Genomic DNA, 23,651 nt, shown 5'->3' with positions numbered 1-23,651 from the left:
TGGGGGGCATTTGGGCGGTTTTGTGAACAATTATCAGGGCAAATCCCGAATTTGGGTCAGGTTAAGAAACTAAACTGTGACCCCAACGGCAATTGGCGCGCGCGTTGGCCTGTTAGGTCAAACAATGCGTTGGCCAGCGCAGGGGCGGCAGGCGGCGTGCCGGGTTCGCCAACACCGCCCATCCGCTCCATGTTTTGTAACAATTCTACATGGAAACGCGGTGTGCTTGCCATGCGCAGAGCATCGTAATCAGGGAAGTTTTCCTGCTCGGCCATGCCATCGGCAAAGGTGATTTCACCATGGATCGCGGCAGATAAGCCAAAGACGGCACCTCCGGTCAACTGAGCCTCGACATTCAACGGGTCAAGTATAAGTCCAAGGTCAGCGGCAATCCACATGTCGGAAAGACGGATCACCCCATCGGCATCTTGCTGCACTTCAACCACTTCGGCCACAGCCGTACCAAAGGAAAAACAGAACGCGACACCGCGGCCGACACCGTCTGGCGTTTTGCCGGTCCACCCGGACATGTCGCGCACGGTTTCGAGAACTGTCGCCGATGGCGCATGTTCGCCGCGCATATGGCGCAGGCGAAATTCTAGGGGGTCGACGCTGGCCTCATGGGCCAATTCATCCACAAAGCTGTCGTAGAAAAAGGCATTCTGGCTGTTGCCGACAGAGCGCCAGAAGCCAACTGGGATGGCGACATCCGAAGAATGCCCGCGCACGCGGTGATTGGGGATCGCATAGGGCTGATCATGTGCGCCTTCGGTCAGCGTCGGGTCCGCTGGGGCCAAGTCAAATCCGGTAAACAGTTTCATGGTTTGCGCCATGATAGAGGGCGCCGCCATCTGACCGTCGAGTGTGGTGATCTTGCCGTCTTCAACATGCCCACGCATCCGGGCAATGGCACCGGGGCGATAGAAATCATGGCGCATATCTTCTTCGCGCGACCATGTGGTCTGTACTGGGATGCCAGGCATTTGCACGGCCACCCGCGTGGCGATTTCGGCAAAATCGACCATGGCGCGTCGGCCGTATCCGCCGCCCATAAAGGGCGTATGCACAGTGACCTTGTCGCTGTCGATACCGGCGAGTTTGGCGCAACGATCCCGAACCATGATCGGCGCCTGATTGGGCGACCATATTTCCAATGTACCGTCTGTTATTACTGCGGTAGAGTTCATCGGCTCCATCGTGGCATGGGCCAAATAGGGCACGCGATATTCAGCCTCAAAGCTGGTGGGGGCCGTCGCCAGTTCGCCATCTTCACGCAGGGTGACATTGGGATCAGTGTCAAATGCCTCCGATATTTTTTCAAATATATCCGCATTTTCATGTGGGTAGGGGGCCTTGCCCCAGGTGATGTCGATTGCATTGACCGCCTCGATCGCAAGCCAGGTGTTGCTGGCCACGACGGCCACACCATCACCAAGGTTGAGGATCTTTTCCACACCGTCCATGGTTTCGGCATTGCTGGCATCAAAGGATATCATTTCCCCACCCAGACGCGGCGTCATCCGAACCGAGGCAAAACGCATGCCAGGCAGGCGCACATCAATACCAAAACCCGCGGTCCCAGTCGCCTTGGGGGCCTGATCCTTGCGCGGTTGGCTTTTGCCGATATAGCGCCACTCTGCCGGGGATTTCAGGCGTGGGGCCTGGGCTGGTTCCAGATCCGCCGCTGCAGAGGCAAGATCGGCGTAGCGAATACGCGTTCCATCCGGCGCAATCACATGGCCGTTCTCGGTTTTCAACACATCCAACCCAGTGCCAAGTTGGTTTGCTGCGGCTTGCAATAAGGTCGCACGCGCAGAGGCACCCGCCAATCGCATCCTGCTATAGGCGTCGATGGCTGATGTGGATCCCCCGGTGATTTGCAATGAAATTACTTTCGGGAAGGCCTGCGCCATAATCGCGCCAAAGCCTGAGGGTTGGTGCTGGCTTTCCGAGTAATGCCGCTCGGCCACAGCGGCCGAGTTGAAATAGGCTTGCGCGGGTGGGCCGTGGATCACGTTAACCGCTTCAAGCGCCACATCAAGTTCTTCTGCGATCAGCGCCGCCAGTGTTGTCATCACACCTTGCCCCATTTCGGCCCGCGGCGCGACAAGGGTTATACCGTCAGTGTTGATGACCACCCAGGGATTGAGCGCGCCGGGGGACTCGGCCAACGGATTGTCCGGCGTCCGGGCCATGAGATAGGCGCCAAAGGCGACGCCGCCGGTCACGGCAACCGAGCTGACAATGAAGGCGCGGCGGGTAAATGTTTTTAACTTTCCCATAGTTACGCCCCTGTCTTGATCATGTTGGCTGCATCATGAATGGCGGCGCGGATGCGGGGGTAAGTACCGCAACGACACAGGTTTCCAGCCATTGCTTCGTCAATTTCCTCATCACTTGGATCAGGGATTTCCGCCAAAAGGCTCGCGGCTTGCATGATCTGTCCTGATTGACAGTACCCACATTGGGCCACCTGATTTGCGACCCACGCTTTTTGAATGGCAGCAAGGTTATCTGGCGTCCCGAGACCCTCGATTGTGGTAACAGGACCGTCCACATCCTCAAGCAATACCTGACAGGAACGGGTCGCCTCGCCATTGATTTGAACAGTGCAGGCCCCGCAGGCGGCAACCCCACAGCCATATTTTGTGCCGGTCAAGCCAAGCGCATCGCGCAGCACCCATAGCAAAGGGACATTTCCCGGCAGATCCACCTGATGTGATGTGCCATTGATGGTGAGGGTTGTCGGCATGGGGGGCTCCTGTGGGTAACGCATTGTGCGACTTACTGACACTTTGGATAGATAATGTCAGTAAGTCAATTGACATTTTTTGCCTAAACTGTCAAAAGCTCCAAATGCCTGCACATCCTAACCTGACACCCCCAACCGACGATAAACAGATGGTCATTTTCTTGGCCGCATTAGATGTATTTCGACTGTATGGGTTTCGGCGCAGTTCCATGGAAGACATCGCCAAAGCCGCAGGCATGTCGCGCGCTGCGCTGTATCTTCATTTCAAAAACAAACAAGATCTGTTTCGTCGTCTGGCTTCGGTGTTTTTCTTGCAGGCCGTGCGCGATTTGCGGGCAGAGCTGGACAAAGACCCGGCGCGCGCCGTCACCGATACCTTGGTGGCAGCGTTGCTCGCCAAGGGCGGGGTAGGGATGGAAGCGCTCTTCAACTCGCCGCATGGACATGAGTTGATGGAAGACAAAAACTCGGTTGCTGAACAGGAAATCGCCGAGGGTATGGTCGCCTTGGCGCAGGTTCTGGCAGAGTGGTTTGAGGCGCAAGTCGGGGCTGGCCGGATCGAATTGGATGGCACCGCGCAAGAGATGGCGGAAACGTTGCTTGCCGCGCTGGATGGGGTCAAAAGCAACGCCAATACCTATCAGGATTACGTTGCTGGGATCACCCGCATTGGCCGGGTGTTTGGCAAGGCGTTGGCGGTTTGATCACCGAGTGGACATGAACGCGGCCAACCGCTTTAAGCCCTCGCGAATATCTTCGGTTGAGCGAGCGTATGAAAACCGTAATGTTTGTCCGCCGCGACGTGGGTCGAAATCTAACCCTGGTGTCACCGCCACATTTGCGTTTTCCAGTATTTCCTTGGCAAAGGCCACGCTGTCTTGGGTATAGTCGCTGACATCGCAATAGATGTAAAAGGCGCCATCGGCCGGGGCGAATTTTCCAAAACCGATTGCTGGTAAGGCTTCGGTCATGAGTTTGCGATTTTCAGCGTAAGTTCTTAGGTTTGCATCAAGTTCATCACGCGCATCAAGCGCTGCAATCGCGGCCACTTGACTGGCGTGAGGGGCGCATATGAACATGTTTTGCGCGATGCGCTCTACGTGCCGAATATGATCTTCGGGCACAATCATCCAGCCCACCCGCCAGCCGGTCATCGAGAAGTATTTCGAGAAACTGTTGATGACATAAATGTCGTCAGATACTTCCAACGCCGAGATTGCCCGCCCCTCATACTGAAGCCCGTGATAAATCTCATCGGCGATGAAACTGGTACCTTGGGCATGGCAATGAGCGATGAGTGCCTCAAGCGCGGCGTGATCAAGCATGGTGCCTGATGGGTTGGCGGGCGAGGCGGTGATCATGCCCGCAAGCCCCGGTGGAATGTCGCTGGGTACGGGTTGATACCGGTTATCTGGGCTGGTCTGAAGCCCAATAGCGTCAATGCTCATCGCCTTGAGAATTTGGCGATAGCTGGGATAACCGGGTTCGCCCAGACCAACCTTATCCCCGGCATCAAACAGCGCGGAAAAGGCTAAGATAAATGCGCCAGAACTGCCGGGTGTGATGACCACGCGCGCGGGGTTCAGGTCGACATTATACCAGTCTTTGTAAAGGTTTGCGATTCCCTCGCGAAGCTTTGGCAACCCCAAAGATACCGTGTAACCTAGTGCGTCTTTTTCCATCTCACGCGCGAGGGCCAAACGCGCTGCTTTGGGGGCAGCCGTGGCCGGTTGGCCCACTTCCATATGGATAATATGGCGACCCTCTGCTTCGGCAGCACGGGCCGCTTCCATCACATCCATGACGATAAAGGGGGCGACTTGGCCGCGGGTTGACTTGCGCATGACATCCTCGTGTTTTGGCACGAAAGAGGTGCCGTGCGTCGGCCGCAAAGTCAACAGGGCGCGCCGGGGGACGCGGGTGGTTCTCGACGTTCGGACAATCTGCCACGCCAGATCGCGAGGGTTTGATTATGTGTCGGGGGCTATGGGCTTGGCGTATCCTTCGCAATCGCTTATGTCGGTGGAAAGCTCGGTTTCCACAGAGAGAGATTTCATGAAACGTCTGACACTTGCCTTGACCACCGCCACTTTGCTTGGAATTGCGATGCCCGCTGGGGCGTTTGATTTGTCCAACCTATCAGAGGATGAACGCAACGCGTTTCGCGACGAAGTGCGGGCCTATCTTATGGACAACCCCGAAGTGATCATGGAAGCGGTCAGTGTTTTGGAAGCACGTCAGGAAGCACAAAAATCTGTTGATGATCTGCAGCTGGTCAAGACCAATGCTGAGGATCTCTTTCATGATGGATTTTCGCATATCGCAGGCAATCCCGATGGCGATGTGACTATTGTTGAATTTGTTGATTATCGCTGTGGGTATTGCCGAAAGTCTTATGAAGAGGTGCAAGCCCTTTTGGAAAAAGACAGTAATATCCGCTTGATTTTGAAAGAATATCCGATTTTGGGCGAAGACAGTCTTGCCTCGGCTCGGTTTGCGGTTTCCGCGCAGCAATTGTTCGGCGAAGACGCCTATGACAAACTTCATCATACGCTGATCACCCTGCGTGGCGCGGCCAGTGTCGACAATCTGATTGCGACAGCTGACGGTCTTGGTCTTGATGGCAAAGCGATTGCTGATGGTATGAGTTCGGACAAGGTTGACGCAATTCTGGGCGCCAATCACGCGCTGGCGCGGCGATTGCAGATCACTGGAACGCCGGCGTTCGTGATGGGCGAGGTGTTGGCGCGCGGGTATATGCCGCTCGCACAGATGGAGCAATTCGTCGAAGAAATCCGCAACACAAACTGATCCAGTTGATCCAAGGCTGGCCAGCTGCGGGCGGTCTGATATGATCGCCCGAAAAAGGAGCAGTGCCTTGCGTTTTTTCCACCTGATCATATGGGTGTGTGTGACCATGTTGCCCAGTGCCAGTTGGGCCCAGGGCAGCTCTGATAACTTGTCTGCATTGGCGCGGTTGAGCGGACAAGGCGTTACGCTAAATGCGCATTGGCGCAGCCTTGATCTGAGCGTTGAGATGACCCGGCCGGTACCCTGGCGCATATTCACCTTAGACGACCCACGGCGCTTGGTGATCGATTTTTCTGAATTGGATTGGTCAGGGATTGATCGCGAGGCGGTGCTTTATGAAAGCGACCAAATCTCGGATTTGCGTGCGGGCTTATACCGGCCTGGTTGGACCAGACTCGTTTTGGATTTGGCCAAACCACTTGCGGTGCTTGAAGCCGGCATGGAGACGAACGCGGCGCGAACGGTGCTAAATGTGACACTCGCCGCGACCTCACCCACAGAGTTTTCCGCGAAAGCCGGGGCACCCGCCGCTGAGAATTTTGGCAAGCCGTTCCATGTGCCCTCTGACGGTAAAATGCGCCAACGTGGTGAAGGGCCTTTGACGGTTGTGCTGGACCCCGGCCATGGTGGCATTGATCCAGGCGCGGAATCTGCTGGTGTTGTTGAAGCAGATCTGGTGCTGGCCTTTGCGCGTGAATTGCGCGAAGTGTTGCTTCGTTCGGGTGGGTTTAACGTGGTCCTGACGCGCGATGGAAATGGATTTGTGTCGTTGGAAGAGCGTGTGACGATTGCACGACGCGCCGGCGCCGATGTGTTTATTTCATTGCATGCCGATGCTTTGGCACAGGGGCGGGCGTCGGGGGCAACGGTCTATACATTGTCAAAAGAGGCGTCAGATGTGGCGTCGGAGAAATTGGCAGAACGTCATGATCGGGCGGATTTGTTGGCAGGTGTTGATTTGGCCAATCAAGATGACGAGGTGGCGTTGGTACTTATGGATCTGGCGCGAACGGAAACGGCACCGCGCGCAGAAGCGCTTGCTGATGCGCTGGTTGAGGGGATCCATTCGGCGACGGGCTCTTTATACAAATCACCAAGAATGCAGGCCGGGTTTTCGGTGTTGAAAGCACCGGATATCCCATCTGTTCTCGTGGAACTCGGATTTATGACATCGCCAAAGGACCTCCAGCGTATGACGTCGCCGGAATGGCGGGCACAAGCGGCCGAAGGCATGCGCGATGCGCTGCAATATTGGACCCTTCAAGATGCCGCATCGGCTGATCGACTGCGAAAGTAAATCAAACTTCCTGACGTCTGTTAACTGTGTTTTGGTAAAGAAAAAGGCCGCGCAAGACGCGGCCTTTCTGCGGACTATTTGAGAGATTTCCGTTGTCATAGGCCTTTGGCGCGATAGCTTTTGGAAATTCGCTCGATGGACACCAGATAAGCCGCCATGCGTAAATCAGGTACATCATCGCGCGAATGCCAGACCTCGCGCATCGCCTGATAGGCTGTGCGCATTGTATCATCGAGACCGGATCTGACCAATTCCAGTTCATCTGCACCCCGCAGGTATTTTTCCTTAAACTCTGGTGTCATTGACCACGCGTCGCCGAGGTAACGGTCAAGGCGTTGCAGTTCGTCCACAACCAGTTGGTGGCGGGCTTCTTCCTGACGTCGCTGCATACGGCCAAAGCGAATATGGGACAGATTTTTCACCCACTCGAAATAGGAAACGGTCACGCCGCCTGCGTTTGCATACATGTCGGGAATGATTACGCAGCCTTTGTCACGAAGAAGATCATCTGCGCCTGCTGTTACAGGACCATTCGCGGCCTCGATGATCAGCGGGGCTTTGATGCGCTCGGCGTTTGACAGGTTGATCACCCCCTCTAGGGCCGCAGGGATCAGAATTTCACATTCTTGCTCGAGCACAGAGGCGCCGTTTTCGACAAAGGTCGCGTCAGCAAACCCCTTTACCCCTCCATTTGCCATGATCCAGTTGCGGACCGCTTCGACATCAAGCCCGTTTTCGTCTACCAAGGCACCGTCGCGTTCGATCACGCCAGTGATTTTGGCGTGATCTTCCTCGGACAGGAATTTGGCAGCGTGATAACCCACATTTCCAAGGCCCTGAACAACAATGCGTTTGCCTTCCAGTTTCCCAGCCAGGCCTGCTTTGGCTTTGTCTTCCTCATGACGGAAAAATTCGCGCAATGCATATTGTACGCCACGGCCGGTGGCTTCTACACGGCCGGAAATCCCGCCTGCATGCAGGGGTTTGCCGGTTACACATGCTTTAGCGTTAATGTCGGTGGTGTTCATCCGCGCGTATTGGTCGGCGATCCAGGCCATTTCGCGTTCACCTGTCCCCATATCAGGGGCGGGGACGTTTTGTGACGGGTGTATCAAGTCGCGTTTTGCCAATTCATAAGCAAACCGGCGGGTGATAAGTTCCAGCTCATGTTCTTCATATTGGCGCGGGTCGATACAAAGACCGCCTTTAGATCCGCCAAAGGGTGTTTCCACGAGCGCGCATTTATAGGTCATCAGGGCTGCCAGCGCCTCGACCTCGTCCTGGTTCACACCCAGAGAATAACGAATGCCCCCTTTGACCGGTTCCATATGTTCGGAATGCACAGAGCGATAGCCGGTAAAGGTTTGGATTTCGCCACGCAAACGCACACCGAAACGAACAGTATAGGTGGCGTTACAGACGCGAATTTTCTCTTTGAGGCCCGGCGGGAGGTCAATTATATCGACCGCTCGATTAAACATAAGATCAACGGATTCGCGGAACGAGGGTTCGTTTGTGTGGTTCATTTAGGGGCTCCTGACGATGGACCAATTCAAGATAGTCGAATCATTAACTGCGACACATTTACACACAGCCTAGGCCCGAATGGTTAACAAGGCATCCCGATAGTTTCGAGATTGATCACACTCGCTTGAGCGAAATGTGAACCCCAGCTTGCGCCGAATTGGGGATTTACTAAGGTTTTTCGTCAAAAAACAGAGGCGGATTGCGCCCTAATTTTGCCACAAGGATAGGGTTAACTCTTTCGTATTAGGGTTTGGGTGACCTGGCTTTTGTCTGAAGCGCAGGCAAACCAATAGGGCTTTTGGTAAGGGAAAGGGGATTTCAGGATGCGACATGCAGATTGGAAAAACCAGACGACACAGCAACGCGGCCGGATGACGCGGCGTCTGATCCGGTTTGGATCTGATGACGACGGATCACTGGTCATCTTTTCATTGTTTCTGATCATCGCAATGCTGATCATCGGTGGATTGGGCGTGGACCTGATGCTGTATGAAACCCAGCGCACGCGATTGCAGGCCACATTGGACCGCGCGATTTTGGCGGCGGCCCACCCGTCGCAGACACCGGGGGAGCTGGCAGATCGTAAAGCGGTGGTGCTGTCCTATTTCAAAAGTGCAGGTCTGGAAGATTTCATTGACCCAGCCGACGTGAAAGTTGTTGCCTCTGGCACCGCAAGCGAGGTTTCAGCCGAAGCAAAGATGCATGTTGATCCTTTGTTGCTTCAATTTGTAGGGATCGAAGGGTTTGAAGCTGTTGCCTCTGGGGCGGCGGCGCAATCTGCGGGCCTAAGCGAAGTGTCATTGGTTGTGGATGTGTCCGGGTCGATGAGCCAAACCTCGACCACCGGCAGTTCAAAAATGGCGGAGTTGAAAACCGCAGCGAAGCAGTTCGTGAATATCTTGTTGTGTAATCCTGACAACCCGACCAGCACAACCGGCTGTACAATGCCGGCCAATACCACGTCGATTTCCCTGATACCTTATAATGCTCAGGTAACAGTTGGGGCCGGAATTCTTAAGAAATTCAATCGCCGGGACGTGCACGAAGCGTCGTATTGCGCGACGTTTTATCCGGATGAATTTACCTCGACCGCGTTTAATGAGAACTTGGATATTCGTCAGACGGGCCGCTTCGATGATTACAGTGGATCCAGCAGTTCGTCGCCCAGAACCTACAGGTTTCCTTGTCAGACTGACAGCTGGCGGGCGATTATGCCGCTTTCCGCGTCCCATACCGATTTGGGAACGCGCATTGGACAGTTGCAAGCAGGCGGGAACACTTCCATTGATGTTGGTCTGAAATGGGGGGTGACGATGTTGGACCCATCCATTGAAACCGTGGTTGATGGTTTGGTGGATGACCTTGAGGTTAATGGCGCGTTTGCCGACCGTCCAAAGGCGTATGGGGCCGCCAATAGCCAAAAGGTTGTTGTGCTGATGACCGACGGGCAAAACACATCGCAGCCCTATTTATATGACGAATACCGGTCAGGCCCATCGCGGGTTTGGACTGTGGACGGCGACGCTTCAAAGATGTCGGTTCATTACGAAAATGACCCGAATACAAATACGGATGATCGGTGGTATTGGCCCTGGATCAATCAGTATAAAGACCATCCTTGGGGTGTTGGGGATAAGGAATGCACAAACTATTCCTACAGCTATTATTATGGGTATAGCTGTAGCAATTGGAAAACCGAAACACGCGCAGCAGAACAGCTGGACTGGCAAGAGGTTTGGTTGCTTAAGCGTTGGGGTTGGTGGCTTGATATGCCGGGCACGTCCTGGCCGGGGACAAAGATGAGCCGGAGCTATAACTACCACGGTTTCTATGACTATACCGATGGCAAAGACAAACGTCTGTTGGATTTGTGCACCGCCGCAAAAAACGAAGGTATCAAGATCTACACGATCGAGCTTGAAACCGATGGGGGTGGCAGCGGGGCAAACGTCCTTGAAAGCTGTTCGTCCGGTGACGGGTATTACTTCAAAGTGAATGGTGTGGATCTGGTCGAGACATTTTCGACCATCGGTCAAGATATCGCTAAGCTTCGTTTGACCAGATAGTGCTGAAACAGTGAAAGAGAAGGAGGGATATCAATGACTTGGATCACGTCACTTTGGCGCCGGATCAGGGGCGAGGATGGCAATGCCACAATCGAATTCGTGTTGTTGTTTCCAGCTTTCATGACATTGTTTCTGACCTCGTTTGAACTGGGCATCTTCACAATGCGTTCGGTTTTACTGGAACGAGCGCTCGACTTGAATATCCGCTCGATGCGTTTGGGGGACTTGTCGCCAGCCACTGTGGACGAATTGAAAAGACGCATGTGCAACGAGATGATCTTTTTCTCGGATTGCACCACGGATCTGGCCGTGGATGTGCGTGTGATCCCCACTGGCACATGGACCATGCCTACGGGCAAAATCCCGTGTCGCAACCGTGTTGATGGGGTGGACCCTGCCAACCTGCTGTTTACGCTGGGGGATGATCAATCCCCCACATTGTTGCGGGCATGTCTGGTCATGGATCCATTCTTTGGAACCACACCATTTATCATGAAAATGCCGCGCGATGCCTCTGGTGGTGTCACAATGTCGGCTTGGTCTGCATATGTCGCAGAGCCATCATAGGAGGGTGCTAAGATGTTGAATTTTTTCCGTCAGTTTAAGCGCCGTGATGAAGGGTCTGTGACCGTTGAGGCGGTGATCATCCTACCGGTGATCTTGGTTGTTTTCATGGGGACGTTCACCTATTTCGATGTGTTTCGCGCAAAGAGCCAGTCGCTTAAGGCGAATTATGCGATCTCGGATTTGATCTCGCGCGAAAACAATGTCACCCCCAATGAGATGCAGGGATATGGCAAAGTCTTTCGCTATTTGACGCAAAGCTCAAATGAAAGCTGGGTCAGGGTGACGGTTGTTCGGTGTAAAAGGAATTGTGGCAACCGCAACACTCGAAAACTTGTTAGATTCTGGTCCAGAGCCTATCCGGATGGAGCTGTGCCCAGGTTGACCACAACAGCAATTCGAGCCAGCTATAATGATGCTATTCCTGACATGTATAAGGGGGAGTATCTGGTGATGGTGGAATCCTCTGCCCGTTACGTTCCCCCGTTTTCGGGTGAATGGACAGGGATTTATCCACGCACATTAGAGGATTTGGTGATCACCAAACCTCGTGATGGGCCAAAAATTTGCTTTAACAATGAAGATTGTAACCCCGGCGACAGCTGATTTGGTAAGAGTGAGGGTGTCAATTGGCACCCTCATTTTCCGCTTAGGTCGATCTGTGCGTTTTTGCGAATACCTTGCGGAAATGTGCGCAATTGGCGAGCCCGTTCATTAGGCATATCTTTGGATCAACCGACAGATCCATAAAGGTGCCACATGTCTATTCGCCCAATTCTGACCCAATCGAAAGCGCAGCCCACAATGGAGGGCGCAGGCGTGCATTTGCACCGCGCTTTTGGATTTCATGAACCCGAGGCTTATGATCCGTTCCTGCTCTTTGATGACTTTCGCAATGATGACCCGGCGAAGTCGGAGAAGGGATTCCCCTGGCATCCCCATCGGGGGATTGAAACAATCACCTATGTACTCGCCGGGCAGGTCAGCCATGAAGACAGCTTGGGAAATTCCGGAACGCTGGGCGCGGGTGATATCCAATGGATGACCGCCGGGTCCGGGATTATGCACCAGGAAATGCCACAAGCAAACACCCAAGGCCAAATGCATGGATTCCAGCTGTGGGCCAACCTGCCACGCGAATTAAAAATGACCTCGCCCAATTATCAAGACGTGCCTGCCGCTGAAATCCCGGTGATCGAAGAGGATGACGGAACCGTGGTGCGTGTTGTTGTCGGGACGTTTTGGGACCGCGCTGGCCCAGTAGATGGGATCGCAGCAGATCCGCTCTATCTGGACATTTCAGTGCCCGCAGGCGTTACCAAAAGCTTTCCAATTGATACACGCAGACAAGCATTTGCCTATGTCTTTGAAGGGGCGGGGGCGTTTACGGATGCGGCGACCCCGCAGGGGGTGTTGCTTGAGAAAGAAGTGTTTGGGCAAGAGGCCAATATCCGCGACCTTTCCGGCAACCGCACCGTGGTGCGTTTTGGTGCGGGGGACGAGGTGCGCGTTCAAGCCGGTGAAGAAGGCGTTCGGTTCCTGCTTATCGCGGGCGCGCCCATTCGCGAACCGGTCGCTTGGCACGGGCCGATTGTGATGAACACGAAAGATGAATTGCGGCAGGCAATGGCGGATCTGCGCAACAACACCTTTATCAAGCCGACCATGTAATCTGTCGCGCGGCGAGAAGAATAGTCACGCCGCGCGCGTTCCGCATTGCCGGGCTTATAGATCCGTGCGCAGATGCCAAAGCTCTGGGAACAACTCTACCTCAAGCATGCGCCGTAAATAGGCCACGCCAGAGGTGCCGCCGGACCCGCGTTTAAAGCCGATAATCCGTTCAACCGTTGTCACATGGTTAAACCGCCACCGGCGGAAGTAATCCTCAAAATCCACCAGTTTCTCCGCCAGCTCATAAAGCTGCCAATGGGTGTCCGGATCGCGATAGATCGCGGCCCATGCGGCGCGTACCTCGTCGGAGGCCTCATACGGCACAGAGGGGTCGCGTTTTAGCACCGCCTCAGGCAAAGGCATGGTGCCGTGAAGCGTGCGCAACGCCACATCATAAAGCGATGGGCGCGACAGCTCTTGGGTGAGTTTGTCATAAATGTCCGCGCGATGTTCGTGGGGTTTCAGCATGGCCTGATTGCGGTTGCCCAAAGTGAATTCGATCAGCCGGTATTGCCATGATTGAAAGCCTGAGCTTTGCCCCAAGGTCTCGCGAAACCGGGTGTATTCTGCGGGAGTCATTGTGCGCAACACATCCCAAGCGTTGTTGAGCTGTTCAAAAATCCGCGCCACTCGGGCGAGCATTTTAAACGCGGGGCCAAAGCGCCCGTCGGACAAAGTGTCCCTTGCCGCGCCAAGTTCATGAAGCGCGAGGCGCATCCATAATTCTGATGTCTGATGCTGAATGATAAACAGCATCTCGTCATGGGCGTCAGATTTTGGGTGTTGTGCGGTCAGGATCTTATCCAGATCCAGATAATCGCCATAAGACATGCGCCCGTCGAAACTCATTTGGGCGCCATCTTTGGCCGGATTATACGGTGTGTCAGCGGGGGTCATTGTTCTCTCCTGTTTAAATGGGGGTGTGGGGGAGGACAGCCCCGCTCGCCATTTAAACAGGTACACATCGCAATCCGTCGCCAAGCGGCGATCCAGCCTTGCGGGCGTGATATTGTGTGGCATTGTGTCATATAGGTTTTGACTTTCCTGATCGTCTTAGGTGACCGCAGAACGAACTTTGTACTCTGGGCGGTCCCAAAGGCGATTTTGCATGACGTCAGCGATGATGTCGATGGCGCGGGCTACATCACCTTTGTCAATGTAGAGTGGCGTAAAACCAAACCGCATAATATCTGGCGCGCGAAAATCGCCAATAACGCCGCGTGCGATCAAGGCCTGCATTGCGGCATAGCCGTTTTCACACCGAAAGCTCACTTGCGAGCCTCGCTGGGCGGCGTCTCGCGGTGTCGCAAGGGACAGATCCGGGCAGGTTGCTTCAATGCCTTTGATAAACTGTTCGCACAGGGCAATGGAGGCCGCGCGCAAATGGTCGAGGTTGACATCATCCCAGATGGCCAAAGCCGCCTCAAGAGACGCCATTTGAAGGACGGGTGGCGTGCCGACACGCATCCGCTCAATCCCGCGGCCTGCTTGATAATTCAGGTCAAAGGCAAAGGGGGCAGCATGACCAAGCCAACCGGAAAGAGCAGGGCGAGCGGCATCGGAGTGACGTGGGGCCACATAGATGAACGCAGGCGCGCCTGGGCCGCCATTCAGGTATTTATAGGTGCAGCCAACCGCGAAATCGGCCCCGCCATTGGCGACGTCTACGGGCAGGGCCCCTGCCGAATGCGCCAGATCCCAGATCACCAACGCCCCGGCATCCTGTGCCAATTTGGTCAACCGTGCCATATCGTGCCGGCGCCCGGTGCGATAATCCACTTCGGTCAGCATTAAAACAGCAAGGTCACTGTTGATATGCGCCTCAACCTCTTCTGGTGCTGGGGTGATAAGTCGATGCCCTTTGTCGAGCGACCGGATCAGCCCCTCGGCCATATAAAGGTCGGTCGGAAAATTGCCACTGTCGGACAGGATCACCCGCCGATCCGGGCGCATTTCCAACGCAGACGCCAGTGCTTGGTAGACTTTGATCGACAAAGTATCCCCCAAAACGGTTTGCCCCGCTTCGGCACCGATTAATCGCCCGATTTGATCACCAAGCTTTGCGGGTTGCGCCATCCAGCCGGCTTTGTTCCAACCGGTGATAAGCATCTGCCCCCATTCATCCGAAATGGTTTTGGCGATGCGGTTTTTTGCCGATTTTGGCAATGGCCCCAAAGAGTTTCCGTCGAGATAAATAATCCCTTCAGGTAACTCGAAGAGCTGTTTTGTTTTGGAAAAATCCGTCATGTGTCCTCCTGTTGATGTTATCGGATCCGATATCCGGAACACCTTGGCTGACGCTATCTGAAATTACTTGGCTGGCAATCCCTGAATTGTGATCGGCAATTGTGGGATCGTTTCGCCGATTGACCACGATTTGGGAGAGTTTCCTACGTTTGGCCCTTGGCATTCGTGGAAACATTGCCGAATGTGCCCCAACACGGGTTGAAAAGAGGGGAAAACTGTTTTGCGAGGAGTGATGAACTGGCTTGATCTGCCTCCGGTTTGGCTGGTTGGAATGCTCTGCGCGGGGTTTGGGCTGGATCATTTGTGGCCGGGGCTGGGGTTTGATTGGGCGTTGACCAAAGGGATTGGCACAGGCTTGATCGCAGTCGCTTTGCTGTTGATGCTGGGCGCGGCCATGACGTTTTTGATCAGCAAAACCAGTGTTGTGCCGCGCCGAGAGCCTTCTGTATTTTTACAGCACGGTCTGTACCGGTATTCCCGCAACCCGATTTACCTGGCCGATGCCATGTTGCTCGCTGGATGTCTGATACGGTGGGATGTCCTGCCGGCGTTAATCTTGGTGCCGCTGTTCATTCGCATCATCACAAAACGGTTCATAGAAGATGAAGAGGCGGGATTGCGGGCCAAGTTTGGGCCTGAATTCCAAGAGTGGGCGGCACAAGTGCGCCGCTGGCTATGACGGATTTTGAAACAAAATTGTCGCAGAACGTTGCGTAGTGATAGCTTATTGCGCGCGCATTGCGTAAAACTGCCCTGATGTAAGGGATCAGATTGGCAAAGTGGGGGATGCTCCGCGCTTTGTTCTTGACGGGAGAAGAGGAAGAGACACGTGAAAATCGGTGTTCCGAAGGAATTGTTTGAGGGTGAAAACCGGGTCGCGATGACGCCGGAAAGCGCCTTGATGTTACAAAAGCTCGGCTATGAGTGTGTTATCGAAACCAAAGCCGGATTGGCGGCTGGTTTTGCTGACAAGCTCTATAAAGACGCAGGGGTTGAGGTCGTGAAAACGGCGGCGGCACTGTGGAAAGCTGCGGATATCATCGCTAAAGTGCGTCAACCAAATGACACAGAGCTGAAACGGCTGTCTGCGGACAAGACGCTGATTTCATTCTTTAATCCCGGTGGGAATGAAGATGGAATGGAAAAGGCGAAGAAGTCTGGCGCCAATGTGATTGCGATGGAAATGGTTCCACGTATTTCACGCGCTCAGAAGATGGATGCGCTTAGCTCGATGGCCAATATCGCGGGCTATCGCGCGGTCATTGAAGCGGGCAATAACTTCGGTCGGTTCTTCACCGGTCAGGTGACGGCTGCTGGTAAAGTGCCACCGGCTAAGGTGCTGGTGGTTGGCGCTGGTGTGGCCGGTTTGGCCGCGATCGGCACGTCCACCTCGCTGGGTGCAATCACCTATGCGTTTGACGTGCGGCCAGAAGTGGCCGAGCAGGTGGAATCAATGGGTGCAGAGTTTGTGTACCTCGATTTTGAAGAAGATCAGGCGGATGGCGCGGCCTCGGGCGGCTATGCATCGGTCTCGTCCCCTGAGTTCCGCGAAGCGCAATTGGCCAAGTTCCGTGAATTGGCACCAGAGGTGGACATTGTGATCACCACGGCGTTGATCCCCAACCGCGAAGCGCCCAAGCTGTGGCTTAAGGACATGATCGCAGCGATGAAACCGGGTTCGGTGATTGTCGATTTGGCGGCGGAAAAAGGTGGCAACGCTGAAGGCACGGTGATGGACGAGAAAATCGTGACCGACAATGGCGTGACCATTGTGGGTTATACCGATTTCCCATCGCGCATGGCGCAGCAAGCCTCTAGTCTTTATGCCAACAACATCCGGCATATGATGACCGATTTGACCCCTGAAAAAGATGGTCAGATCAATCATGACATGGAAGACGATGTGATCCGTGGGGCAACGGTGACCTACCAAGGAGAGATCACCTTTCCACCGCCCCCCCCCAAGGTTCAGGCGATTGCGGCCAAACCGAAAGAGGTGGTGCCAGAGTTGACCGCAGAAGAGAAGCGCGCGCAGGAAGTTGCTGAATTTAAAGCACAAACCAAACAGCAGGTGACCTTGCTTGCCATTGGGGCCGTGTTGCTTTTGGGCGTCGGGCTTGTGGCACCTGCCAGCTTTATGCAGCACTTCATCGTCTTTGTGCTGTCCGTCTTTATCGGGTTCCAAGTGATCTGGAATGTGGCGCATTCGTTGCACACGCCGCTGATGGCTGTGACCAACGCAATCTCGTCGATCATCATTCTGGGGGCGTTGATGCAAATCGGATCAAGCTCGTTCCTGGTGATTTTGCTGGCGGCGCTGTCGATCTTCATGGCGGGGATTAACATCTTCGGCGGTTTCCTCGTAACCCGGCGCATGCTTGCCATGTTCCAGAAATCTTAAGGAGGCCGGGATTATGGAATTCGGTTTCACGACTGCTGCTTATGTTGTTGCAGCTGTTCTTTTCATCCTGTCCCTCGGCGGATTGTCCGGGCAGGAAAGTGCAAAACGCGCGGTATGGTATGGGATTGTCGGCATGGCGCTGGCGGTTGCGGCCACGCTTGTTGGTCCCGGCGCGGGCTATTGGCTTTTGTCGATCCTGATGATCGCAGGCGGCGGGATGATCGGTTATGTTGTGGCGCAGCGCGTCCAGATGACCGAGATGCCGCAACTTGTGGCGGCGATGCACTCGCTGGTGGGTTTGGCGGCTGTTTTTGTCGGCTATATCGCCCATATCGAGCTGGCAAATGTGCTGGCGATGCCCCATGGCGCTGGTGACGCGCTGGACGGCTTTGCAGCCCTCTTGGCCCATAAAACACCCGTTGAGCAATCCATCCTGCGGGTCGAGTTGTTCCTTGGCATCTTCATCGGTGCTGTGACCTTTACCGGGTCTGTGGTGGCTTACGGCAAGCTGGCGGGTAAGGTGTCCTCTGCCGCAACCAAACTGCCCGGTGGGCATATGCTGAACGCGGCGGCGGCGATCATTTCGGTGCTTTGCCTGATTTGGTATTTTAACACCGGTGGCTTCCTGCCGCTCTTTGTGATGACCCTGGCGGCGTTCTTTATCGGTTACCATTTGATCATGGGCATTGGTGGTGCGGATATGCCGGTTGTTGTGTCGATGCTGAACTCATACTCAGGGTGGGCCGCGGCGGCGATTGGTTTCTCACTCGGCAATGACCTTTTGATCGTTGTTGGTGCGCTTGTGGGGTCATCTGGTGCGATCCTGTCTTACATCATGTGTAAGGCAATGAACCGGTCGTTTGTGTCCGTTATCCTTGGTGGATTTGGCGGCGAAACCGGCCCAGCGATGGAAATTGACGGCGAGCAGATTGCCATTGATGCTGACGGTGTTGCCACCGCGTTGGAAGAGGCTGACAGCGTGGTGATCATCCCAGGCTACGGTATGGCCGTGGCCCAAGCGCAGCAGAATGTGGCTGAACTAACCCGTCGTTTGCGCGACAAAGGGAAGACCGTGCGCTTTGCGATCCACCCTGTTGCGGGGCGTCTGCCGGGGCATATGAACGTGCTGCTCGCTGAGGCCAAAGTGCCTTACGATATCGTGCTGGAAATGGACGAGATCAATGATGACTTCCCGGAAACGGATGTGGCCATCGTGATCGGGTCCAACGACATCGTAAACCCAGCGGCGCAAGAGGATCCGAACAGCCCGATCGCCGGCATGCCGGTTCTGGAATGCTGGAAAGCCAAGCAGGTGTTCGTGTCAAAACGTGGGCAGGGGACCGGGTATTCCGGCATCGAGAACCCATTGTTCTTCAAAGAAAACACCCGCATGTTCTATGGTGACGCGAAAGCAAGCCTTGATACGCTGTTGACCAAAATCACCTAAACGGTGAACTATCAATGAAAGCGGGCGCCTTCGGGTGCCCGTTTTTGTTTGGGCTGGTGTTTTACACTTGTGCGTCATAGGCAAGGGCATGACCCCACGCTTTGGCATCTTTCTTAAATTGGCATCTGTCGCTTTTTTCGTCTCAATGCAGGCGATGATCAAAGCGGTGTCCGACCACATCCCGCCCGGAGAGGCGGTGTTTTTTCGGTCGTTCTTTGCGCTGCCGATCATATTAACCTGGCTTATGTGGCAAGGCCGTCTGGCGGTTGCATTAAAAACAGATCACCTGCGCGGCAACCTGATGCGCGGGCTCTTTGGGGTCTGCGGCATGGGGTTAAGCTTTGCCGCGGTGGGGTATTTGCCCTTGCCAGAAGTGACCGCGATCTTTTTTGCTTCGCCCATCCTGACCACCATTTTTGCGGCGATGTTCTTGGGGGAACGCGTGCGGATGATCCGAATTGCCGCGGTTGGCCTTGGCTTATTTGGTGTGTTGATCATCCTATGGCCGCGGTTGACCGGATTTGGGCACATCGCTGGAACCGAGGCCAACCTCATGGCCTTTGGGGCGATGCTGGCGTTTGTCGCTGCGTGTTTCGTGTCGGTCGCCAAGATCCTTGTGCGCCGTTTGGTCGGCAAAGATCACCCGTCCACCGTCGTGCTTTATGCGGGGCTTTGTGCGACCGGTGCAGGGTTGCTCACCGCGCCCTTTGGCTGGGTTTGGCCGACCCCTTTGGAATGGGCCTTGCTGCTGACCGCCGGGCTGGTCGGCGGGATCGGGCAGGCGCTGTTGACCACGGCGTATAAATACGCGGATGCCTCAACCATCGCGCCTTTTGATTATTCATCCATGTTGTTTGCGATCGCCTTTGGCTATTTCATTTTTGCCGACCTGCCGACCCTGCAAACCCTTATCGGGGCTGCAATTGTCATTTCAGCGGGTGGGATCATTTTGTGGCGCGAAGGGCGACTGCGGCTGGAGCGCGCCGCCGCCCGGCAAATTACGCCGTCTGGCGGATAGGCGTCCCTGCGTGGTGCAAGCGGATTAAGTACTGGTGATTGCAGGAAAAATGCGTTACCCTTCTGTCAGACCCTAAGGGACATTGGGGCTTCACCGGATTGTGGCACAGACCACGGATTTCAAAAAATCCGGGGAAAACAAATGATAACGAGCGGTATTTAAAGCAGTGACAGGCGGCAATTATGACTGAGATGGTCTATGGCGCGATCCCCCGGCGGGATGGCGATCCAATTCTTCCCCGTTGGTGGCGTACAATCGACAGATGGTCGGTTTCTTGCATTCTCATCCTTTTCGGCATTGGGCTTTTACTGGGGCTTGCGGCCTCACCGCCGTTGGCGGCGCGCAACGGGTTGCCGTCGTTCCATTATGTTGAACGCCAATTGCTGTTTGGAACAATTGCGCTTGTGACCATGTTCGCCACAACGATGATGAGCCCAACGCTGGTGCGCCGTCTTGGTGTGATTGGCTTTGGGTTTGCCTTCGTCGCCGTTGTCATGCTGCCCGTCCTGGGCACGGATTTCAGCAAAGGGGCTGTGCGTTGGTATTCGCTGGGTTTTGCCTCGATCCAACCGTCAGAGTTTCTAAAGCCCGGATTTATCATTGTTGCTGCCTGGTTGATGGCCGCCAGTCACGAGTTGAATGGCCCGCCCGGAAAAGCGATGTCGCTTGGTTTGCTGATTGTCATTTGCGCCTTTCTTGTGACCCAACCAGATTACGGCCAAACGGCATTGATCGCCTTTGGTTGGGGCGTGATGTATTTTCTTGCGGGCGCCCCGATTACCGTGCTTGTCACCCTTGTTGGGATGGTTTTTATGGGGATGACCGTCGCCTATAATAACTCGGAACATGTGGCGCGACGGATTGATGGGTTTTTGAACCCGGATGTCGACCCAACCACCCAGCTTGGCTACGCCGCAAACGCGATCCGCGAAGGTGGGTTTTTTGGCGTTGGAGTGGGGGAGGGGCAAGTGAAATGGTCCCTGCCGGATGCCCACACGGATTTCATCATTGCCGTGGCCGCAGAAGAATATGGCCTGATCCTCGTTTTGATCATCATTGCGCTTTATGCGACGGTTGTGGTGCGCAGCTTTATGCGCCTGATCCAAGAACGTGACACATTCATTCGTCTGGCGGGCGCCGGGCTTGCGGCCATTTTCGGCGTGCAAGCGCTCATCAATATGGGTGTTGCGGTCCGTTTGTTGCCGGCCAAGGGCATGACACTGCCATTTGTCAGCTATGGCGGATCTTCGCTTATTGCAGGTGGCATTGCATTAGGTATGTTGCTGGCCTTCACCCGCACGCGCCCACAGGGCAAGATGCAGGACGTCTTTAATCAACGAGCAGGCTAATGTCGCATACCCAACCTCTTCTTGTGATTGCTGCCGGGGGAACCGGCGGCCATATGTTCCCTGCGCAAGCTTTGGCCGAGGCCATGTTGCGCAAAGGCTGGCGGGTCAAGCTGTCGACCGATGCGCGCGGGGCGCGCTATACGGGTGGTTTTCCGCATATGGTTGAAGTGGAAGAGGTGAGCTCCGCCACGTTTTCGCGCGGTGGTCCGGTGGCGAAATTGATGGTGCCGTTTAAGATCCTCGGCGGTGTGCTTGCAATGGCGATGCGGTTGCGGCGTGACCGTCCTGCTGCGGTTGTTGGCTTTGGTGGATACCCGTCCATTCCGGCGATTGGGGCCGCGTGGATGTTGGGGCTGCCGCGGATGATTCATGAACAAAATGGCGTTTTGGGGCGGGTTAACAAGCGCTTTGCGACGCGGGTAAACTACGTGGCCTGCGGAACATGGCCAACCGCAGTGCCCGAGGGTGGCACGGCGCTTCATACTGGTAATCCCGTGCGCGGCGCGGTGCTGAAGCGCGCGGGTGCGGGGTATATTGCTCCGGGGGATTACCCCATGTCGATTTTGGTGATGGGCGGTAGCCAAGGCGCGCGCGCCTTGTCTGACAATGTCCCCGCCGCAATCGCAAGCTTGCCAGAGCATCTTTTGCATCATATCTCTGTCAGCCACCAGGCCCGCGATGAAGATCATGAGCGCGTTGTGAATTACTACGCCGAACACGGAATTCGCGCAGATGTGCAGCCCTTTTTCGATGACATCCCGCGCCGGATGTCCGAGGCGCAATTGGTGATCAGCCGGGCGGGGGCGTCATCAGTGGCGGATATCTCTGTCATCGGGCGACCCTCGATCCTGGTCCCATATCCACACGCCACAGAAGATCACCAGACCGCCAATGCGCGTGGTTTGGTGGACGCGCAAGCCGCAATCTTGATCCCGGAAAGTCAGTTGGATCCAGCGATGTTGTCAGCGCAGATTGCAAATGTATTAGAGCACCCCGATGGGGCGGTTCAGATGGCGTTGGCCGCTTTATCGCAGGGCATTCCGGACGCCACAGATCGCCTTGTGGCGTTGGTAGAAGAATTGACAGGACAAAACACATGAACGCAGCCGCCACCAAATTGCCCACCGAAATGGGCGCCATTCATTTCGTCGGTATTGGCGGCATTGGGATGTCAGGGATTGCCGAGGTTCTGTTGAACCACGGATACCGCATTCAAGGGTCCGATTTGAAGGCCTCGAAAATCACCGATCGTTTGAAAGAGCTGGGAGCCGAAATTTTCATTGGCCAGCGGGCTGAAAACCTTGAGAACGCCGAAGTGGTGGTGATCTCATCCGCGATCAAACCCGGCAATCCCGAGCTTGATACTGCGCGCGCCAAGGGCCTGCCGGTTGTGCGACGTGCCGAAATGCTGGCGGAGCTGATGCGGTTGAAATCGAACATCGCGGTGGCTGGGACGCATGGCAAAACAACCACCACAACGATGGTGGCTGAACTGTTGGTGCATGGTGGCATTGATCCCACCGTGATCAACGGCGGCATCATCCACGCCTATGGCTCCAATGCGCGCATGGGGCAGGGGGAATGGATGGTGGTAGAGGCGGACGAAAGCGACGGTACCTTTAATCGCCTTCCGGCAACCATCGCCATTGTCACCAATATCGACCCGGAACATATGGAGCATTGGGGCGATTTTGATGCCCTACGTCAGGGTTTTCTGGACTTTGTATCAAACATTCCATTTTACGGCTTGGCGGTTTGCTGTACCGACCATCCAGAAGTGCAATCGCTGGTGGGTAAAATCACAGATCGGCGTGTTGTGACCTTTGGCTTCAATGCGCAAGCGGATGTACGAGCGGTGAACCTGACCTATAAGGGTGGGGTTGCGCATTTTGACATCGAACTGCATCACGATGGTACAAAGATTGAGGGGTGTACGCTCCCAATGCCTGGGGATCATAATGTTTCCAATGCCTTGTCTGCGGTGGCTGTCGCGTTGCATCTGGGCATGAAGCGCGACGAAATCCGCTCGGCTCTGGCCGGGTTTGGCGGTGTGAACCGACGCTTCACCCGCGTGGGGGAGGTGAATGGTGTCACCATCATCGACGATTACGGTCACCACCCGGTGGAGATTGCAGCGGTGTTAAAGGCCGCACGTCAAGCCACAGAAGGGCGCGTGATCGCGGTGCATCAACCGCACCGTTTCTCCCGCTTGCATGACCTGTTCGAAGATTTCTGTGCCTGTTTTAATGAAGCAGATGTTGTCGGCATTGCCGATGTGTTTTCCGCAGGCGAAGACCCGATTGATGGGGCGTCGCGTGATGATCTGGTGGCGGGGCTGGTGCGACACGGGCACCGTCAGGCAAAGGCAATCCCGGACGAGGACGCGCTTTTGGCGCTTGTTACCTCCGAGGCCAAGCCCGGTGATATGGTTGTCTGCCTCGGGGCCGGTACGATCAGCACATGGGCCAATGCACTTCCCGGAAAAATGATGACATAAACAG

Annotated in this window: 20 protein-coding genes; 14 read left to right on the top strand and 6 right to left on the bottom strand. The window is 55.1% G+C overall.

The window, feature by feature from the left end:
- Positions 1–56 precede the first annotated feature (56 nt).
- Positions 57–2,282, bottom strand: coding sequence for a xanthine dehydrogenase family protein molybdopterin-binding subunit (locus KKW20_RS08155; protein WP_214567392.1), 2,226 nt, complete (start codon positions 2,280–2,282; stop codon positions 57–59).
- A gap of 2 nt (positions 2,283–2,284) precedes the next feature.
- Entirely contained in the window at positions 2,285–2,752 is a 468-nt protein-coding gene (locus KKW20_RS08150; protein ID WP_214567391.1) for a (2Fe-2S)-binding protein, read from the bottom strand.
- A 104-nt stretch (positions 2,753–2,856) separates the two neighbouring features.
- Between KKW20_RS08150 and KKW20_RS08145 the strand changes: the two genes are divergently transcribed.
- Positions 2,857–3,456 (top strand): TetR/AcrR family transcriptional regulator, encoded by a 600-nt coding sequence (locus tag KKW20_RS08145; RefSeq protein WP_214567390.1) that lies wholly within the window; start codon positions 2,857–2,859, stop codon positions 3,454–3,456.
- Here the strand turns inward: KKW20_RS08145 and KKW20_RS08140 are convergent, their stop codons facing one another.
- Complete coding sequence (locus KKW20_RS08140; protein ID WP_214567389.1) at positions 3,457–4,596, bottom strand: pyridoxal phosphate-dependent aminotransferase; 1,140 nt, start codon at positions 4,594–4,596, stop codon at positions 3,457–3,459.
- A gap of 211 nt (positions 4,597–4,807) precedes the next feature.
- Here KKW20_RS08140 and KKW20_RS08135 point away from each other — a divergent pair, with 211 nt between their 5' ends.
- Together KKW20_RS08135 and KKW20_RS08130 are read left to right on the top strand one after the other, a co-directional pair.
- Positions 4,808–5,563 (top strand): DsbA family protein, encoded by a 756-nt coding sequence (locus KKW20_RS08135; protein WP_214567388.1) that lies wholly within the window; start codon positions 4,808–4,810, stop codon positions 5,561–5,563.
- A gap of 40 nt (positions 5,564–5,603) precedes the next feature.
- The gene (locus KKW20_RS08130) at positions 5,604–6,860 is read left to right on the top strand and encodes an N-acetylmuramoyl-L-alanine amidase (protein WP_214567387.1); all 1,257 of its coding nucleotides are present in this window, start codon (positions 5,604–5,606) and stop codon (positions 6,858–6,860) included.
- A gap of 95 nt (positions 6,861–6,955) precedes the next feature.
- Here KKW20_RS08130 and KKW20_RS08125 read toward each other — a convergent pair whose 3' ends face one another.
- On the bottom strand, positions 6,956–8,386 hold the full coding sequence (locus tag KKW20_RS08125; RefSeq protein WP_214567386.1) for a Glu/Leu/Phe/Val family dehydrogenase: 1,431 nt from the start codon (positions 8,384–8,386) through the stop codon (positions 6,956–6,958).
- Between the two features lie 324 nt (positions 8,387–8,710).
- Between KKW20_RS08125 and KKW20_RS08120 the strand changes: the two genes are divergently transcribed.
- The 4 genes from KKW20_RS08120 (at position 8,711) to KKW20_RS08105 (ending at position 12,688) form a co-directional block, all read left to right on the top strand.
- The gene (locus KKW20_RS08120; RefSeq protein ID WP_214567385.1) at positions 8,711–10,453 is read left to right on the top strand and encodes a TadE/TadG family type IV pilus assembly protein; all 1,743 of its coding nucleotides are present in this window, start codon (positions 8,711–8,713) and stop codon (positions 10,451–10,453) included.
- 33 nt (positions 10,454–10,486) lie between these two features.
- Positions 10,487–11,020, top strand: coding sequence for a TadE/TadG family type IV pilus assembly protein (locus tag KKW20_RS08115; protein WP_214567384.1), 534 nt, complete (start codon positions 10,487–10,489; stop codon positions 11,018–11,020).
- Between the two features lie 12 nt (positions 11,021–11,032).
- Entirely contained in the window at positions 11,033–11,623 is a 591-nt protein-coding gene (locus KKW20_RS08110) for a TadE/TadG family type IV pilus assembly protein (RefSeq protein WP_214567383.1), read from the top strand.
- A 153-nt stretch (positions 11,624–11,776) separates the two neighbouring features.
- Positions 11,777–12,688, top strand: coding sequence for a pirin family protein (locus tag KKW20_RS08105; RefSeq protein ID WP_214567382.1), 912 nt, complete (start codon positions 11,777–11,779; stop codon positions 12,686–12,688).
- Between the two features lie 54 nt (positions 12,689–12,742).
- Here KKW20_RS08105 and kynA read toward each other — a convergent pair whose 3' ends face one another.
- A complete protein-coding gene (gene kynA / locus KKW20_RS08100) occupies positions 12,743–13,585 on the bottom strand; it encodes a tryptophan 2,3-dioxygenase (protein ID WP_214567381.1) in 843 nt (280 codons plus the stop codon).
- A 156-nt stretch (positions 13,586–13,741) separates the two neighbouring features.
- On the bottom strand, positions 13,742–14,935 hold the full coding sequence (gene kynU / locus KKW20_RS08095; protein ID WP_214567380.1) for a kynureninase: 1,194 nt from the start codon (positions 14,933–14,935) through the stop codon (positions 13,742–13,744).
- Between the two features lie 232 nt (positions 14,936–15,167).
- Between kynU and KKW20_RS08090 the strand changes: the two genes are divergently transcribed.
- The 7 genes from KKW20_RS08090 to murC all read left to right on the top strand — a co-directional run bounded on the left by KKW20_RS08090 (position 15,168) and on the right by murC (position 23,647).
- On the top strand, positions 15,168–15,614 hold the full coding sequence (locus tag KKW20_RS08090; protein WP_214567379.1) for a methyltransferase family protein: 447 nt from the start codon (positions 15,168–15,170) through the stop codon (positions 15,612–15,614).
- A 150-nt stretch (positions 15,615–15,764) separates the two neighbouring features.
- Positions 15,765–17,336 (top strand): Re/Si-specific NAD(P)(+) transhydrogenase subunit alpha, encoded by a 1,572-nt coding sequence (locus KKW20_RS08085; protein ID WP_214567378.1) that lies wholly within the window; start codon positions 15,765–15,767, stop codon positions 17,334–17,336.
- A gap of 13 nt (positions 17,337–17,349) precedes the next feature.
- Positions 17,350–18,783 carry an NAD(P)(+) transhydrogenase (Re/Si-specific) subunit beta gene (locus KKW20_RS08080; RefSeq protein ID WP_214567377.1) on the top strand — a complete coding sequence of 478 codons (1,434 nt, stop codon included), beginning with the start codon at positions 17,350–17,352 and terminating at the stop codon, positions 18,781–18,783.
- 88 nt (positions 18,784–18,871) lie between these two features.
- Positions 18,872–19,801, top strand: coding sequence for a DMT family transporter (locus KKW20_RS08075; protein WP_214567376.1), 930 nt, complete (start codon positions 18,872–18,874; stop codon positions 19,799–19,801).
- Between the two features lie 182 nt (positions 19,802–19,983).
- A complete protein-coding gene (gene ftsW / locus KKW20_RS08070) occupies positions 19,984–21,150 on the top strand; it encodes a putative lipid II flippase FtsW (RefSeq protein ID WP_214567375.1) in 1,167 nt (388 codons plus the stop codon).
- On the top strand, positions 21,150–22,250 hold the full coding sequence (locus KKW20_RS08065; protein ID WP_214567374.1) for a UDP-N-acetylglucosamine--N-acetylmuramyl-(pentapeptide) pyrophosphoryl-undecaprenol N-acetylglucosamine transferase: 1,101 nt from the start codon (positions 21,150–21,152) through the stop codon (positions 22,248–22,250). The genes ftsW and KKW20_RS08065 overlap by 1 nt, the downstream gene beginning before the upstream one ends.
- Positions 22,247–23,647 carry a UDP-N-acetylmuramate--L-alanine ligase gene (gene murC / locus KKW20_RS08060; protein ID WP_214567373.1) on the top strand — a complete coding sequence of 467 codons (1,401 nt, stop codon included), beginning with the start codon at positions 22,247–22,249 and terminating at the stop codon, positions 23,645–23,647. The genes KKW20_RS08065 and murC overlap by 4 nt, the downstream gene beginning before the upstream one ends.
- Positions 23,648–23,651 lie beyond the last annotated feature (4 nt).

This window comes from Aliiroseovarius lamellibrachiae, from assembly GCF_018599245.1.
GTDB lineage: Bacteria > Pseudomonadota > Alphaproteobacteria > Rhodobacterales > Rhodobacteraceae > Aliiroseovarius > Aliiroseovarius lamellibrachiae.
The sequence above is the reverse complement of the archived record's forward strand: the minus strand, read 5'-3'. Positions and strand labels throughout refer to the sequence as shown.

Bases quoted from the DNA above. Each gene is read 5' to 3' on its own strand.
- KKW20_RS08155 (WP_214567392.1), bottom strand. From the start codon at position 2,282: ATGGGAAAGTTAAAAACATTTACCCGCCGCGCCTTCATTGTCAGCTCG.
- KKW20_RS08150 (WP_214567391.1), bottom strand. From the start codon at position 2,752: ATGCCGACAACCCTCACCATCAATGGCACATCACATCAGGTGGATCTG.
- KKW20_RS08145 (WP_214567390.1), top strand. From the start codon at position 2,857: ATGCCTGCACATCCTAACCTGACACCCCCAACCGACGATAAACAGATG.
- KKW20_RS08140 (WP_214567389.1), bottom strand. From the start codon at position 4,596: ATGCGCAAGTCAACCCGCGGCCAAGTCGCCCCCTTTATCGTCATGGAT.
- KKW20_RS08135 (WP_214567388.1), top strand. From the start codon at position 4,808: ATGAAACGTCTGACACTTGCCTTGACCACCGCCACTTTGCTTGGAATT.
- KKW20_RS08130 (WP_214567387.1), top strand. From the start codon at position 5,604: ATGATCGCCCGAAAAAGGAGCAGTGCCTTGCGTTTTTTCCACCTGATC.
- KKW20_RS08125 (WP_214567386.1), bottom strand. From the start codon at position 8,386: ATGAACCACACAAACGAACCCTCGTTCCGCGAATCCGTTGATCTTATG.
- KKW20_RS08120 (WP_214567385.1), top strand. From the start codon at position 8,711: ATGCGACATGCAGATTGGAAAAACCAGACGACACAGCAACGCGGCCGG.
- KKW20_RS08115 (WP_214567384.1), top strand. From the start codon at position 10,487: ATGACTTGGATCACGTCACTTTGGCGCCGGATCAGGGGCGAGGATGGC.
- KKW20_RS08110 (WP_214567383.1), top strand. From the start codon at position 11,033: ATGTTGAATTTTTTCCGTCAGTTTAAGCGCCGTGATGAAGGGTCTGTG.
- KKW20_RS08105 (WP_214567382.1), top strand. From the start codon at position 11,777: ATGTCTATTCGCCCAATTCTGACCCAATCGAAAGCGCAGCCCACAATG.
- kynA (WP_214567381.1), bottom strand. From the start codon at position 13,585: ATGACCCCCGCTGACACACCGTATAATCCGGCCAAAGATGGCGCCCAA.
- kynU (WP_214567380.1), bottom strand. From the start codon at position 14,935: ATGACGGATTTTTCCAAAACAAAACAGCTCTTCGAGTTACCTGAAGGG.
- KKW20_RS08090 (WP_214567379.1), top strand. From the start codon at position 15,168: ATGAACTGGCTTGATCTGCCTCCGGTTTGGCTGGTTGGAATGCTCTGC.
- KKW20_RS08080 (WP_214567377.1), top strand. From the start codon at position 17,350: ATGGAATTCGGTTTCACGACTGCTGCTTATGTTGTTGCAGCTGTTCTT.
- KKW20_RS08075 (WP_214567376.1), top strand. From the start codon at position 18,872: ATGACCCCACGCTTTGGCATCTTTCTTAAATTGGCATCTGTCGCTTTT.
- ftsW (WP_214567375.1), top strand. From the start codon at position 19,984: ATGACTGAGATGGTCTATGGCGCGATCCCCCGGCGGGATGGCGATCCA.
- KKW20_RS08065 (WP_214567374.1), top strand. From the start codon at position 21,150: ATGTCGCATACCCAACCTCTTCTTGTGATTGCTGCCGGGGGAACCGGC.
- murC (WP_214567373.1), top strand. From the start codon at position 22,247: ATGAACGCAGCCGCCACCAAATTGCCCACCGAAATGGGCGCCATTCAT.